This is a genomic window from Cupriavidus gilardii (assembly GCF_013347325.1).
Lineage (GTDB): Bacteria > Pseudomonadota > Gammaproteobacteria > Burkholderiales > Burkholderiaceae > Cupriavidus > Cupriavidus gilardii.
Genome location: NZ_CP054626.1, coordinates 1,827,523 through 1,841,774, shown reverse-complemented (window position 1 = coordinate 1,841,774; position 14,252 = coordinate 1,827,523). Strand labels below are relative to the sequence as shown.

11 protein-coding genes and 1 tRNA gene are annotated in these 14,252 nt (G+C 69.2%); 3 read left to right on the top strand and 9 right to left on the bottom strand.

The features are described from left to right. Window positions 1–135: 135 nt before the first annotated feature. The 4 genes from FOB47_RS18565 to FOB47_RS18550 form a co-directional block, all read right to left on the bottom strand. A complete protein-coding gene (locus FOB47_RS18565) occupies window positions 136–438 on the bottom strand; it encodes a DUF2188 domain-containing protein (protein WP_174781784.1) in 303 nt (100 codons plus the stop codon). A gap of 56 nt (window positions 439–494) precedes the next feature. After that, window positions 495–704 carry a DUF2188 domain-containing protein gene (locus FOB47_RS18560; RefSeq protein WP_006576036.1) on the bottom strand — a complete coding sequence of 70 codons (210 nt, stop codon included), beginning with the start codon at window positions 702–704 and terminating at the stop codon, window positions 495–497. A gap of 76 nt (window positions 705–780) precedes the next feature. Then, on the bottom strand, window positions 781–1,005 hold the full coding sequence (locus tag FOB47_RS18555; protein ID WP_151023358.1) for a DUF2188 domain-containing protein: 225 nt from the start codon (window positions 1,003–1,005) through the stop codon (window positions 781–783). Between the two features lie 141 nt (window positions 1,006–1,146). After that, on the bottom strand, window positions 1,147–1,527 hold the full coding sequence (locus FOB47_RS18550; protein ID WP_151023356.1) for a YkvA family protein: 381 nt from the start codon (window positions 1,525–1,527) through the stop codon (window positions 1,147–1,149). Between the two features lie 114 nt (window positions 1,528–1,641). On the opposite strand from FOB47_RS18550, the gene FOB47_RS18545 reads away from it, so the two are divergent. Continuing rightward, window positions 1,642–1,920, top strand: a complete 279-nt coding sequence (locus FOB47_RS18545) for a hypothetical protein (protein WP_006576038.1) — start codon at window positions 1,642–1,644, stop codon at window positions 1,918–1,920. Window positions 1,921–1,980: 60 nt separating this feature from the next. Here the strand turns inward: FOB47_RS18545 and FOB47_RS18540 are convergent, their stop codons facing one another. The 5 genes from FOB47_RS18540 to FOB47_RS18520 form a co-directional block, all read right to left on the bottom strand. Then, complete coding sequence (locus FOB47_RS18540; RefSeq protein ID WP_144425813.1) at window positions 1,981–2,970, bottom strand: aldo/keto reductase; 990 nt, start codon at window positions 2,968–2,970, stop codon at window positions 1,981–1,983. After that, window positions 2,967–4,799: an FAD-dependent oxidoreductase gene (locus tag FOB47_RS18535; RefSeq protein WP_174781783.1), complete on the bottom strand. Its 1,833-nt coding sequence runs from the start codon at window positions 4,797–4,799 to the stop codon at window positions 2,967–2,969. Before FOB47_RS18535 ends, FOB47_RS18540 begins: the two co-directional genes overlap by 4 nt. Before the next feature lie 212 nt (window positions 4,800–5,011). Continuing rightward, window positions 5,012–9,871, bottom strand: coding sequence for an NAD-glutamate dehydrogenase (locus tag FOB47_RS18530; RefSeq protein ID WP_174781782.1), 4,860 nt, complete (start codon window positions 9,869–9,871; stop codon window positions 5,012–5,014). A gap of 382 nt (window positions 9,872–10,253) precedes the next feature. Beyond that, complete coding sequence (locus FOB47_RS18525) at window positions 10,254–11,246, bottom strand: tripartite tricarboxylate transporter substrate binding protein BugE (RefSeq protein ID WP_390884849.1); 993 nt, start codon at window positions 11,244–11,246, stop codon at window positions 10,254–10,256. Between the two features lie 236 nt (window positions 11,247–11,482). Then, window positions 11,483–11,558 (bottom strand) — tRNA-Lys (locus FOB47_RS18520). 154 nt (window positions 11,559–11,712) lie between these two features. Between FOB47_RS18520 and FOB47_RS18515 the strand changes: the two genes are divergently transcribed. Both FOB47_RS18515 and FOB47_RS18510 read left to right on the top strand, forming a co-directional pair. Beyond that, window positions 11,713–12,624 carry a LysR family transcriptional regulator gene (locus tag FOB47_RS18515; protein ID WP_174781780.1) on the top strand — a complete coding sequence of 304 codons (912 nt, stop codon included), beginning with the start codon at window positions 11,713–11,715 and terminating at the stop codon, window positions 12,622–12,624. 155 nt (window positions 12,625–12,779) lie between these two features. Then, window positions 12,780–14,159, top strand: coding sequence for an 8-oxoguanine deaminase (locus FOB47_RS18510; protein ID WP_174781779.1), 1,380 nt, complete (start codon window positions 12,780–12,782; stop codon window positions 14,157–14,159). Window positions 14,160–14,252 lie beyond the last annotated feature (93 nt).

The following is a 14,252-nucleotide window of genomic DNA, read 5'->3' as shown; positions in this document are numbered from 1 at the left end:
GTCTATCTTATCGGAGTCGGCGTCGGTTTCGGTGTCGGTACTCGACATGGGGATGCTGATGGTTCGTTGTCGCGCGGCCGATCATATCAGGACGTCGGTTGCCGACTCTGCCGGCTTTGCCGAGCAGCAAGCGAGTCAATCGCCGCCGTCCCCACCGCCGCCGTCCCCACCGCCACCGTCCCCACCGCCACCATCACCGCTGCCGTCCCCCGCATCGCCATCATGGCCGTGGCCATCGCCACGGTCATGGCGCGTGCGCTGCTGGACCTGCCCATCCGGGCCGTGAATCACCAGTTCGACCTGGTCCTTGCTGGCCTTTTCGCGTCCGGCCGCGACGGCTTCTTCCTGTGAAGGGTAGTGCGAGGTGGCGCCGTCGGTGTCTTCGACGGTCACCGCCCAGCCGCGGTCGGAGGGCAGCACGTGGACGGTACGGTTCATGGTCGTCTTCCATTGCGGCAGCGGCCGGCGGCACAGCGCCGCCGTGCTGCCCGGGATCAGGCTGCGAGGCTTTCCTGTTCGGTCAGCCGGCGGATTTCGCCGTCGGCCTCCTGGACCAGCAGGCCGACGCCGCGCCGCCGGGCGGCGGCCATGGCGAGCTGCAGCGCGTCATCGCGGGCGTCGTAGCGCAGGATCGATTGTGCCTGGCCTTCGACGGTCAATTCCCATCCGGTATGGGTGGCTTTCAATACGAAGTTGCGCGGCATGGTCTTCGGTCGAGAGCGGAGGGAACCTGCATCGTAGTGCATCGGGATGTCGCCCTGTATGCGAGTTAGTCCTACGTCAGCCCTTCGATGCCGCGGGATCGTGGCCGAAGCTGTTGCGCATGCGGATCTGCCCATCGCGGCCGTGGACCAGCAATTCGACGCGGTCGCGCCGTGCCGCGTCGGTGGCGACCTCGATCGCTTCTTCCTGCGTGTCGTGATGCGAGCTGGCGACCGGTTCGCCTTCGCGGCTGACGTTCCAGCCATTGCCATGCGGCGTCACATGGATATTGCGTGCTGCCATGGTGGCACCTCTTGATCGGGACTTTCTTCCTTTCTAGAGCGGGGGCGGGGTGCGTGGTATCGGTGGCTGTCCGACAGTGGGCCGGACGATGGACGGCACAGCCAGGTCATGCAGCGTGGATGCTGCGCATGGCAGCACGCGTCAGCTCAGCCACCATCGCCACGCGAGCAGCGCCGCCGCCAGCCACAGGGCCACGACGATCGCGGCGCCCCAATAGCTGCGAGGCTTGCCGCGCCGCTGCTCGATCCAGCGATGAGCCTGCTCGCGGCACGACGCGGCCAGGGGCGCCGGCAGCGTGCGCAGCGCGCACCAGATCAGCGCAGGCAGCAGCACGATTTCGTCGAGATAGCCCAGTACCGGCACGAAATCGGGAATCAGATCGATCGGGCTGAACGCATAGGCGACGATCAACGCGCACAGGGCGCGCGTCAGCCACGGCGTCGCCGGATGCCGGCAGGCGAACCACAGCGTCAGCACGTCGCGCCGCAGTCGTGCGGCCCACGCGCGCAAGGCGTCGAACATGGCGGAAGGGTCCGGCGGGATGGCGGGAACAACAAGCGCTGGATCGGATAGCGCACGTTGGCAAGGCAGCGCGCATGCTAGCATGGCCCGATCCAGGTCACGGGAGAGAACATCATGGCCAAGCGCGAACGGCCCGCACGTGCGCTGCAGGACGAAGTCAGCCGGCGCATCCAGCGGCTGGACGAGATCGTGGACGAGGGTTTGAAGGTGCGGGTGCCGGTGCCGCAGCCGCATCCGCGCGATGCGCGCGGCCGCAATTGGGATATGCAGGGCTTCGGCCATGTTCGCGGCCATGAGCGCGCAATCCGCGCCGTGGTCGACAAGGTGCGCGACGAGTTCGACTTGTCCGACAATCCCGCGGCGCCGCAAGACCCGTTCGCACCGGCCTCCTGATCGGCGCGCCGGCTGCACACCGCCGGCGCACCCGCGGCGAGCCAGCGCGCGATCGCCGCCTCATGCCGGCTGGCGCTCCGGCATATCGTTGCAAGGCCCATTGCGGCATGGCCGCGCCGAACCCTCGCCCAGGATGGTGGGCGCCAGCGCCCGTCCGAGCTCGCCGAGCGCGCGATACCGCTCGAGCAGCGCCAGGTTCTGGCGGATATGCTGCTCGGAAAACATCGACGTGATCACGATGCCGTGCTCGCCGGCAAGGCTCAGCGCGAAATGCATCGCCAGTTCCTGCTCGCTCAGGCCGTCGAGCCCGAGCTTGTCGACGGCCTCGCGCACGGGCCGGCTGGCCGCGCCGGCTGCGAGGCTGTCCGGCCCGCCGCCGTAGGGCCGCGACAGAAAGCGCTGCCGTCCGGCGCCGATGCCAGGATGCAGGCGGTCGAGCACGTTCAGGTTTGCCTCGAACAGCCATGCCGGTGCCTGCTGGGCGAGCGGCGACGCCATGATCTCCGGCGCATCGATGGTCACGCCCCATTGCCCGATCTTGCCGTCGCGCTGTGCGCCGTCGAGGAAGCGCTGCAGTTCGTCGGTCAGCACCTCGGGCGAAGGCGGTTCGTGGATCAGGTAGTAGTCGATGCGCTCGCTGCGCAGTTGGCGCAGCGATTGTTCGAGGCAACTGCGCGCATAGGCGACCTCATAGTTGCGCTGCGACAGCGCGACACGCGAGGCCGCATGCACCATGCGCCGGCCACCGGGCATGCGCTTGATCCAGCCGCGCGCGAGGCTCTTGGCAAAACTGAGCGCGCGCGTATTGCGCGGCGGCACCACGCCGAACTTGCTGGTGACGGTCACGTGCTGGCGCTTGCCCGCCAGGAACTCGCCGAGCAGCGCCTCCGCCTCGCCGAAGCCGTAGGAGCGGGCGACGTCGAAATGGCGAATGCCGTTGTCATACGCGATCGCCAGCGCCCGCAGCGATTCCTTCCTGCCCACCCGGCCCAGCATGGGCGCACAACCAAAGCCCAATCGGCCCGACAGTTCCTGGGAATGCTCACTCACCTTGGCGCTCCTGCGGTGGCTACGGCAACGGGCTCGTCGATCGGTTCGACGGACGGGGGCATCCGGTCCGCCACGGGCGTGGCGTCGGTCGCCATGTCGTTAGTCATGCAGGCGTCGTTTCGGTTCGCGGCATCGCGTGCTGTATCGCTTGTTGCATCGTTGGCAAGCCGTGCCGCGATGTCGTCGGCAATGCGTGCCGACAGCGCGACGATGGTCAGCGTCGGGTTGGCCTGCCCCGAAGACGGGAATACCGCGCTGCTGGCGACATACAGATTGTCGGTGCCGAACACGCGGCAGCGCGGGTCGACCACGCCGTCGCGCCAGTGCGCCGCCATGCGCGCGGTGCCGATCTGGTGAAAGCCGTCGGCAGCCTGCGAGAGCACCGCATCGATGCGCTCGGCTTCCGGCATCCAGTATTCGAGCCGCCCGGCACCGGTCTTGCGCAGATGCCGGTCCAGCAACGCATGGCAGCGCACCACCGAATCGGCGTCCGCCTGCTGATAGCGCAGATCGATCCGCAGCCGCCGCATGCCGTGGCAGTCGGTGCTGTCGGCCAGCGTCACGCGGCTCTCGCGCGAGGGCAACTGCTCGGCATGGTAGTGCAGCGCGTAGACATTGTTCGGGCTGGGCAGAAAGAAGCCCGGCAGCCGCGGCCGCGCGAAATAGCGCCGATAGACGAACGGCGGCACGAACGTCGCGATCTTGATGAGGTCCTTGCAGACATTGCGGACATGGGCGCCGCGGTCCTTGCGCGCGCTGGCGTTGGCGACCAGCTTGGCGATCGCTGGCGGCGCCAGCAAGCGGCTGATCACCGGCGTGCACAGCGCCAGGTAGGCGAACGACAGGATGCCGTTGCCGTGCGCGGGATCGGCCGGCGGATGGTTGTCCAGCCACATCGCGGTATTGAGCAGCCGCTGCTCGCGCTGCACACGCGCCGGCACGGTGAAGCGCCGGCGCGCATAGAAGCCCTGCGCGTCGCGCTCGAAATGATAGATGGTGCGCGCCGCCTCGGAGTCGAACCGCACGCTGGCGATCTTGCCGGAGATGTGGCCCATGTAATGCCGGCCCAGCAGGCCGCTGCGGTTGCCCAGCCGGTCCCCGCGTCGCGCGTTGACGTTCAGCAGCAGCCGGGTCGCTTCCAGCCCGCCGCAGGCCAGCACGAAATGGTCGGCGACGATGCGCGTGCGCGCCGAGCCGCAGGCCACCACGATGCTGGCGACATGCTCGCGGCTCCCGTCGGGTTCGATATCGACGCAGGTCGCGCCCAGCAGCAGCTGCACGGTGGGATCGCGCTCGAACCAGTCGCGATAGCGGCGGGCGAAATTCGGTTCGCCGCTCCAGCGCTCCAGATCGGAGGCGATCACGTCGCCCGGCTGGAAACGCGCGGTGATGGGCCGGCTCGCCGATTCGGCGGCGAGGCGATCGAGCGTGAAGGCGGGCTCGCCGCAGTTGGCGTACTCGCAGGCGCGCGCATAGTAGGGCGACAGCTCTTCGTAGCGGATCGGCCAGGCGGTGCCGGGCGCGTAGTCGCGCGGCTCGAAGTCGATCGGATCGAAGGGGATGCAGCGCCCGCCCCAGAGCCACGACGTACCGCCGAACGCGCGCCGCACGGCGTCCTGCATCGTGGCATGGCGGCGCGCATCGGCGATCTCGGCGTCGCACATCGCCTGCGCCTGGTCCTCGAAGGTCTCACCGCCGCTTTCGACCAGCATCACGGCGATGCCGCGCCGCGCCAGCTCCCTTGCGCAGGTGATGCCGGCCGGCCCTGAGCCGACCACGCAGACGGTCGTACGCAAGCTCGCTGGGTGCGAGGGGGGACGCAGTACCATGGGGGTTCTCCGGCAGCCTGGCGATCGCGGGATGACGCGGGACGGCCTGCCGCGCGCCCGGGTGAGGCGCGAGAGGCATGGGCCGGTTCGACACGCCCAATCTATGGTTCGGGTTGTCGAACGTCCGTGCGTTGCCACACGCAGTGTTGCGCTGCGCAACAGGGCGTGCCAGCACGTCGAGGCGGTGTCCGCCATGCTGCTGGCCGATCGCCTCAGCCCGCGTGTTCGAGCATGCCGATCTCGCGCGTGGCGACCGACAGCATCGACAGCCCGGTGGCGCCGGCCGCGCGCTGGTCCGCCAGCATGCGGCCGAAGCGCTCCAGCGGCGCCTGCCGGGCCTCGCGCCAGCGCTCGATCAGGCCATCGGCGCCTTCGTCGCGCGCGGTGGAGCCGGTCTGCTCCAGCACGCTGACCGTCAGCGCGCGCTTGAGCCGGTCCAGGTCGTCGAGCGTGGTGGTGCGGGCCATCAGGTCCCAATGCGTGTCGGCCGGCAGCGCCTGAGCGCGTTCGCGCAGCCAGCCGAAGCTCAGATGCCGGTCCAGCGCGAAATAGACATCGGCGACCTGCGCCAGGCTGCGCTCGCAGCCCGAGGCCACCTCCGCGATATCGAGCGCGGCGACCGCGATATCGCCGGCCGCGACCTGCAGCGCCAGCGCGTCGTCGATGCCGAGCGCGGTCAGCGACTCGCGCCGCTGGGCCAGCGCGGCGGCCTCGTGCTCGGCCAGCAGCGTCGGCAGCCGCGGCGTCAGCCAGGCTGCCGCGGCGGCGTAGTCGGGGCGCATGCCGGCCGGCGCGCCGTTGGTCGGGCGTCGGCGCAGCAGCCATAGCGTGGCGCCCTCCAGCAGCCGGGCCAACCCGCCGAACATGCCGGCCTGCACCTCGTCGGCGACGCGGTTGTCGAGCGCGTCGATGGCGTGCCACAACCCGGGCAGTCCGAAGACGTCGCGCGCGGTCAGGCAGGCGCGCACGATATCGGCGGGCCGCGCATCGGTCTCCTCCATCATCCGGTGCACGAAGGTGGGGCCGACGCGGTTGACCAGCGTGTTGGTCAGATAGGTGGCAAGGATTTCGCGCCGCAGCGGGTGCCGCTGCATCGTCTCGGCGTAACGTGCGCGCAGCGGCTGCGGAAAGTAGTCGGCCAGCAGGCCGGCCACCGTCGCGTCTTCCGGCACGTCGGAGGCGAGCAGCGCGTCGTACAGCCACATCTTGCTGTACGCGAGCAGCACCGCGCGTTCGGGCGAGGTCAGCCCGAGCCCGGCGGCCTTGCGTTCGACGATCTCGTCGTCGGGCGGCAGGAATTCCAGCGCGCGATTGAGCCGTCCCGCGCGTTCGAGCGCGCGCATCAGCCGCGCCTCGACATCGAGCAGCTCGGCGGCGCGGCGGTTGGCGATCGACAGCGCCTGGGTCTGGTAGTAGTTGTCCTGCAGCACCAGCGCCGCGACTTCGTCGGTCATCTCGGCCAGCAGCTTGTTGCGCTGCTTGTCGGTCATCTCGCCGTCTGCGACCACCAGCCCGAGCAGGATCTTGATGTTGACCTCATGGTCGGAGCAGTCGACGCCGGCCGAATTGTCGATCGCGTCGGTATGGATGCGGCCGCCGGCGCGCGCGTATTCGATGCGGCCCAGCTGCGTGAAGCCGAGGTTGCCGCCTTCGCCGACCACCTTGCAGCGCAGCGCCGCGCCATTGACGCGCACGGCGTCGTTGGCCCGGTCGCCGACCTGCTGGTGGGTCTCGTCGCTGGCCTTGACGTAGGTGCCGATGCCGCCGTTGTACAGCAGGTCGACCGGCGCGGTCAGGATCGCCTGGATCAGCTCGGCCGGCGTCAGCGCGGTGGCTTCGATGCCGAGCGCGGCACGCACCTGCGGCGTCAGCGCGATGGTCTTGGCGCTGCGCGGATGCACGCCGCCTCCGGCCGAGATCTTGCCTGCATCGTAGTCGGCCCAGCTCGAGCGCGGCAGCGCGAACAGCCGCCGCCGTTCTTCCAGGCTGACGGCCGGATCCGGGTCCGGATCCAGGAAGATATGGCGGTGATCGAACGCGGCGAGCAGCCGGATATGGGGCGACAGCAACATGCCGTTGCCGAACACGTCGCCGGACATGTCGCCGATGCCCACGACGGTGAAGTCGGTCGACTGGATGTCGGTGCCGAGCTCGCGGAAATGCCGCTTGACCGATTCCCAGGCGCCGCGCGCGGTGATCGCCATCTTCTTGTGGTCGTAGCCGACCGAGCCGCCCGAGGCGAAGGCGTCGCCGAGCCAGAAGCCGTATTCCGCGGAGATTGCGTTGGCATAGTCGGAGAAGCTGGCAGTCCCCTTGTCGGCGGCGACCACGAGATAGGGGTCGTCGTCATCGTGGCGCACCACCTGCGGCGGCGGCACCACCGCGCCGGCGGCGAGGTTGTCGGTGACATCGAGCAGGCCGCGCAGGAAGGTCTGATAGCAGGCCACCCCTTCGGCCATCCAGGCATCGCGATCGGCGGGCGAGGGCGGCCGCTTGACGACGAAGCCGCCCTTGGAGCCGAGCGGCACGATCACGGTGTTCTTGACCATCTGCGCCTTCATCAGCCCCAGCACCTCGGTGCGGAAATCTTCGCGCCGGTCGGACCAGCGCAGGCCCCCGCGCGCGACGCGGCCGCCGCGCAGATGCACGCCCTCGACGCGCGGCGAATAGACCCAGATCTCGAACATCGGCCGCGGCTCGGGCAGGCCGGCGATGCGCGCCGGATCGAGCTTGAACGACAGGCAGGGACGCGGCGTGCCGTCCGCGCTCTGGCGGAAGCAGTTGGTACGCGTGGTGGCCTGAATCACGCCGAGGAACTGCCGCAGGATGCGGTCCTCGTCCAGATTGGGCACCTGGTCGAGCGCGGTGCCGATCGCCTCCAGCAGCTGCGCGCAGCGCGCCTCGCGCGCCGGAGTCGAGCCGGGATCGATCGCCGGATCGAAGCGCGCGGCGAACAGCGCCACCAGCAGCGCCGCGATGCGCGGATTGCCGGTCAGCGCGCGCTCGATATAGGCGTCGCTGAAGGTCGAGCCGACCTGCCGCAGGTACCTGGCGTAGGCGCGCAGGATCGTCACGTCGCGCGCCGGCATCTCGGCCAGCAATACCAGCCGGTTCAGGTCGTCGTTCTCGATCGCGCCATCCCAGGCGCGGGCGAAGGCGTCCTCGAACAGGTCCTTCGCGCGCGCCATGTCGAGTTCGGCGCCGCCGACCAGTTCGAGGCCGAAGTCATGGACCCACAGCGGTGCGCCCTCGTCGGGCTCGATCCGATAGGGGCGTTCCTCATGCACGCGCACGCCCAGATGCTCGAGCATCGGCAGGCTGTGCGACAGCGCGATCGGTTCGCCGGCGCGGTAGACCTTGAAGCGGAACGCGCGCGGCGGCGCCTCGATCGGCCGGTACAGATTCATCGACAGACCGTTGCGCCGGCGCGCCTGCTCCATCAGCTCGATATCGCGGACCGCGGTGCGCGCGGGATAGTCCTCGCGATAGCCGGCCGGAAAGGAGTCGCCGTAGCGGCGCAGCAGCCGGTTGCCCTGTTCCTCGCCGGCCTTGTCCAGCAGCGCCACCGCGAGGTCGTCCTGCCAGCGGCGCGTCGCCGCGACGATGCGTTCCTCCAGCGCACGCGTGTCGACCTCGGGCATAGTGCCGGGCTCGCCCCGCACGGTCAGGTGGATCCGTGCCAGCGGCGATTCGGACAGCTGCGGCGTGAACTCGCAACTGGTGCCGCCGAACGCCTGCATCAGCAGCTTCTGGATGCGCTGGCGCAGATCGGTGTTGTACTTGTCGCGCGGTACGAATACCAGGCAGGAGACGAAGCGGTCGAAACGGTCGCGCCGCACGAACAGCCGGATGCGCTGATGTTCCTGCAGCCGCAGGATGCCCAGCGCGATATCGAACAGCTCGTCCTCGCTGGCCTGGAACAGTTCGTCGCGCGGATACTGCTCGAGAATCGTGACCAGCGACTTGTACAGATGGCCGCGTTGCAGAAAGCCGGCGCGCGCCAGGATATGGGCGCACTTGCGGCGCACCAGCGGAATCTCGCTGGTCGACACCATATAGGTCGTCGAGGTATAGAGCCCGAGAAAGCGCCGCTCGCCGAACAGCTTGCCGTCGGCATCGACCAGCTTGATGCCGATGTAGTCCAGATAGCCGGGCCGGTGCACGGTCGAGCGCGAGTTGGCCTTGGTCAGGAAGATCGGCGATTCGCCCTGGATGATCGCGGTGGCCGCAGGGGGCAGCGGCGTCAGCTCGTCGGCAGTGGGCGCGCGCCGGCTCTCGCGCAAGATGCCTGCGCCCGAGCCCGCCACGCCGCGCAGGAAGAAGCGTCCGTCCTGCTCGACCAGCTGGTAGTCGCGATGGCCGAGGAAGCAGAAGTGGTCGTCGACCATCCACTGCAGCAGCGCGCAGGCTTCGGCCGTGTCGCCCTCGTTGCCGCCGGGCAGCCGCTGCAGATCGGCGATGCTGGCGCGCGCGATGTCCAGCATCTTCGGCCAGTCCTCGACCGCCGCGCGCACATCGCCGAGGATGCGCGTGATGCCGGCCCGCAGGGCTTCCAGTTGCGCCGGCTCGCTGCAGCGATCGACCTCGAAGTGGATGAACGATTCGAGCCGCGATTCGGGGTCGGGCGCCTTGTCGCCGCCCAGCGCGATGCGCGCGATGCCGCCGTCCGGACCGCGCCAGACGCGGAACACCGGATGAAAGGCCGAATGCAGCGTCAGCCCATGCCGGTTGATCTCCATCGTCACCGAGTCGACCAGGAACGGCATGTCGTCGTTGACCATCTCGATCACGGTGTGGTCGGAATGCCAGCCGTGCTGTTCGAGATTCGGGTTGTAGACGTGGATCCGGGCGCTGCCGGGCACGAAGCGCTGCGCGGTCTGCCAGTGCGCCATCGCCGCGCCGTACAGATCGGCGATATCGCGCTCGGCCAGGTCCTCGGCATCGGACACGTCGTAGTAGTGCCGCAGCAGCGGTTCTGCGGTGGCGAACGTGGCCTCGGGCAGGCGGGCCCGCGCGAACTCCACCAGATCGGCCAGTCGTTGTTCGACGCGTTCTTCGCTGTCCGCTTGCATGATCTCTCCTTGGGCAAAGCCGCCGCCCGTCGTATCGGTGCGATGCGCCGCGCCCGGTCGCAGGGCGAAGCGAGTGCCGGTGCCTGCTCTTAATGTAGAGCAAAAACACAGCGGTGGCGGGAAAGGAGGGGAGAGCGGGGGGAGAGCGGGAGGGGGCGGCGTGGCCGGCACTGGCGCCGCAAGAGGGCTGCAGGGCGGCAGCGTGGTCAGCCAGCGTGCGGCGCGTCTTGAGCAGCCTGACGAGGCCGCGTGAAGAGGCCGCGTGAAGGGGCTGCGTGAAGAGGCTGCGTGAAAGGGCTGCGTGAAGGGGCGGGCGGGAATAGTCCAACCGCTGGCGGAACGCCGCCGAGTGGGGCGGTCCGCCAGCACGTTCAGTACGGAATCACTCGAGCGTGATCTTCTGCTCCTGCGCGATCTTCTTGCGCAGTTCCAGTTCGCGCTTGATTTGCGCGGCGAACTGCTGCGGCGTGTTGCCGTCCGGATAGGCGCCGCTCTCGGTCAGCCGGCGCTTGGCGGCCGGATCCTGCAGGGCCTTGACCGCGGCCTCGTGCAGGCGCGCGACGATCGCCGGCGGCGTGCCGGCCGGCGCGACCAGCCCGTACCAGGCCATATTGTTGTTGTCCTTCATGCCTTCTTCGGCGAAGGTCGGCACATCGGGAAGGCCCGCGACGCGCTTGGGCGCCGCCACCGCCAGCGCGCGCAGCTTGCCGGCCTGGATATGCGGCATCGACGACGGCAGGTTGTCGAACTGGCCGCTGACCTGGCCGGCCAGCGTGTCGTTCAGCGCCGGGCCCGAGCCGCGGTACGGCACGTGGACCATGTCGGTCCTGGTGGTCAGCTTGAACAGCTCGCCGTCCAGATGGGAGATGCTGCCCTTGCCGGCCGACGCGTAGCTGTACTTGCCGGGCTCGGCGCGCAGCAGCGCGATGAACTCCTTCAGGTTCTTGGCCGGGACCTTCGGATTGACGGTCAGCACGTTCGGCACGTTGACCAGGTTGGTGATCGGCGCGAAGTCCTTCAGCGGATCGTATGGGTTCTTCGGATTGGTGGCGGGGTTGGTCGCCATCGTGCTGACCGTGGCGATGCCGATCGTGTAGCCGTCGGGAGCCGACTTGGCCAGCGCGTCGGCGCCGATCGCGCCACCGCCGCCACCCCGGTTCTCCACCACCACGACCTGGCCCAGCGCGCGGCCCAGCGCGTCGGACACGGCGCGGGCCACGATATCGGTGGTGCCGCCGGCGGCGAACGGGACGATCAGCCGCACCGGCTTGTTGGGATAGTTGCCCTGGGCATGCGCGGCGCCATGGGTCAGGCCGAATGCGGCCAGGCAGGCTGCCACGCTGGCGGTCAATGCGGATTTCAAGAATGCCTCCATCTGTTGCGTTGGCCGGCGCGCCGCGAAGGGCGGGGCGCCGGTCGGGGCGGGCATAGTTCCGTATTGCGGAACTTGGTTTCGTAATATGCCCGGACCGGCATTCAACCCGGAAAGGCGTGGCGGGGATATCCGTAACAACCCGTAACAAGGGCTGCGTACCAGGGAGGGACGACGGAAGGACGGAGGCAAACAAAAAGGCCGGGCTGCGATGCAGTCCGGCCTTGTCTGGAATTCGGTGGTGGGGCGTGAGTGACTCGAACACTCGACCTACGGATTAAGAGTCCGCTGCTCTACCAACTGAGCTAACGCCCCAACGAAGTCCGCTATTCTAGCGTGGACCTTTCGGGTTTGCAAGTGCCGAAGCGATGCCGGCAGCGCCTGGCGCGGGTCTCGGCGGCTCCGCGGCTACAATGCCCCGCTGTCCCGCGGCCCCCGCCGCGCCGCCGTATCCCGGAGACCTGGTCCGATGCATGCCCGCGTGTTGCGCTATCTCGATGAAGTGGTCCGCCGCGGTTCGATCCGCAAGGCGGCCGAAGCGCTGCACGTCGCGCCGACCGCGATCAACCGGCAGATTCTCGATCTGGAGGCGGAGCTGGGCGCGCCGCTGTTCGAGCGGATCCAGCGCCGGCTGAGGCTGACGCCGCTGGGCGAGATGGTGCTGGCCCACGTGCGGCAGACGTTGCGCGAGCATGACGCGCTGCGCGAGCGGATCGTGGCGTACAACGCGGGGCAGCAGGGCATCGTCACGGTGGCAACCACCGCCGGGCTGGCCGGCTCGCTGCTGCCTACGCTGATTCACGATTTCCGCCGCCGCCATCCCGGCATCGTGGTGCGCGTGCTCGACCTGCCGGTCGCCGAGATCGTTGCCGCGCTGGCCGAGGGCGACGCCGACCTCGGGCTGGGCTACGACCTGGCGCCGACGCCGGCGTTCGCGACACTGGCCGCGGGGGAATGGCCGATCGGCGCGGTGGTCGCGCCCGGGCATCCGCTGGCCGAGCAATCGTCGGCGTTGCTGGCCGAGTGCGTCGGCTATCCGCTGATCCTGCCGGTCGCGACGATGTCGATCCGCGGCCTGCTCGACGACGCCTTCGTCCGTGCCGCGATTCCCGTGCCGCCGGCCGTCGAGGCCGGTTCCACCGTACTGATGCGCCGGCTTGTGATGCTGGGCGCCGGCATCGCGCTGCTCAATCCGCTCGACGCGATCGAGGAGCTGGAGGCCGGCACGCTGGTGTTCGTGCCGTTGCGCGATCCGGCCTTGCCGTTGCAACGGCTCACGCTGTGCGCGCGGGCACGCGGCCCGCTGGAGTCGGCGGCGGCGCTGATGGCCGAGCGGATCGGGGCCGCGCTGAAGGCGCTGTCCGGCGGGGCACAGCGTTGACGTTGGCTTGCGGTCGGTGAAGGCATCGCCGGGGCCCGATCCTCGCCGGTGTGCGCGCAATGTGCACACCGTGGGCGCAAATCGGCGCTATCGCGGCCCGGCGGGTGGCCAGTAGACTGGCGCCCGCTGTCTGATTCGCCACGGAGACCCCCGCTATGACGCTGATCCTGATCCATGCCGACGTCCTGGTGACGATGGACGCAAACCGCCGCGAGATTGCCGACGGCGCGCTGGTCGCCGAAGGGCCGGCGATCCAGTGGGTCGGCGCGACCGCCGACCTGCCGGCCGACTGGCGCGCGCGCATCGACGATGGCAGCGCGCAGGTCCTCGACATGCGAGGCCATGTCGTGCTGCCCGGCCTGATCAACACGCACCACCACATGTACCAGAGCCTGACGCGCGCGGTGCCCGCCGCGCAGGATGCCGAACTGTTCGGCTGGCTCGGCGAGCTGTACATGCTGTGGGCCAACCTGACGCCGCGCATGATCGCCGCGTCGACCCGCACCGCGATGGCCGAGCTGATGCTGTCGGGCTGCACCACCACCAGCGACCACCTCTATCTGTATCCGAACGGCTCGCGGCTGGACGACGCGATCGAGGCGGCGGCGCAGATGGGCATGCGTTTCCATGCGGCGCGTGGCTCGATGAGCGTCGGCCGCAGCAAGGGCGGGCTGCCGCCCGATGCGGTGGTCGAGCAGGAGGAGGCGATCCTGCGCGACAGCCAGCGGCTGATCGAGCAGTACCACGATGCCTCGCGCCACGCGATGCTGCGCGTGGTGCTGGCCCCGTGCTCGCCGTTCTCGGTGTCGCGCGAGCTGATGCGCGAGTCGGCCACGATGGCGCGCCACTATGGCGTCTCCCTGCATACCCATCTGGCCGAGAACGACAATGACGTCGCCTATTCGCTGGAGCGCTTCGGCATGACGCCTGCCCAGTATGCCGAGGACCTGGGCTGGGTCGGACACGACGTCTGGCACGCGCACTGCGTCAAGCTCGACGCAGATGGCATTGCACTGTTCGCACGCACCGGCACTGGCGTCGCGCACTGCCCCTGTTCGAACATGCGTCTGGCTTCGGGCATTGCGCCGGTGCGTGCCATGCGCGACGCCGGCGTGCCGGTCGGGCTGGGCGTCGACGGCAGCGCATCGAACGATGGCGCCCACATGCTGGGCGAGGTGCGCCAGGCCATGCTGCTGCAACGGGTCGGCTATGGGCCCGCGGCGATGGGCGCGCGCGAGGCGCTGGAGATCGCCACGCTGGGCGGCGCGAAGGTGCTGAACCGCGACGATATCGGCGCGCTTGCGCCGGGCATGTCGGCCGACTTCGTCGCCTTCGACATGTCGGCGGTCGGCTATGCCGGCGCCGGGCACGATCCGGTCGCCGCGCTGGTGTTCTGCACGCCCGGCACGGTGTCGGCCAGCGTGATCAACGGCAGGATAGTGGTGCGCGACGGCGTGCTGCTGAGCGCCGATCTGCCGACGGTGCTGACCGAGCATCGGCGCCTGGCGCGGGAACTGGCCGCGGCGAGGCGTTGAATCGGCGTCGAATATCCAACGCTGGCTATCGCGCGGCTACTGTCTGAAGCCGATGCCAAGGGCTGCAAATCGCTGCACGATGCGAGCCTGTCA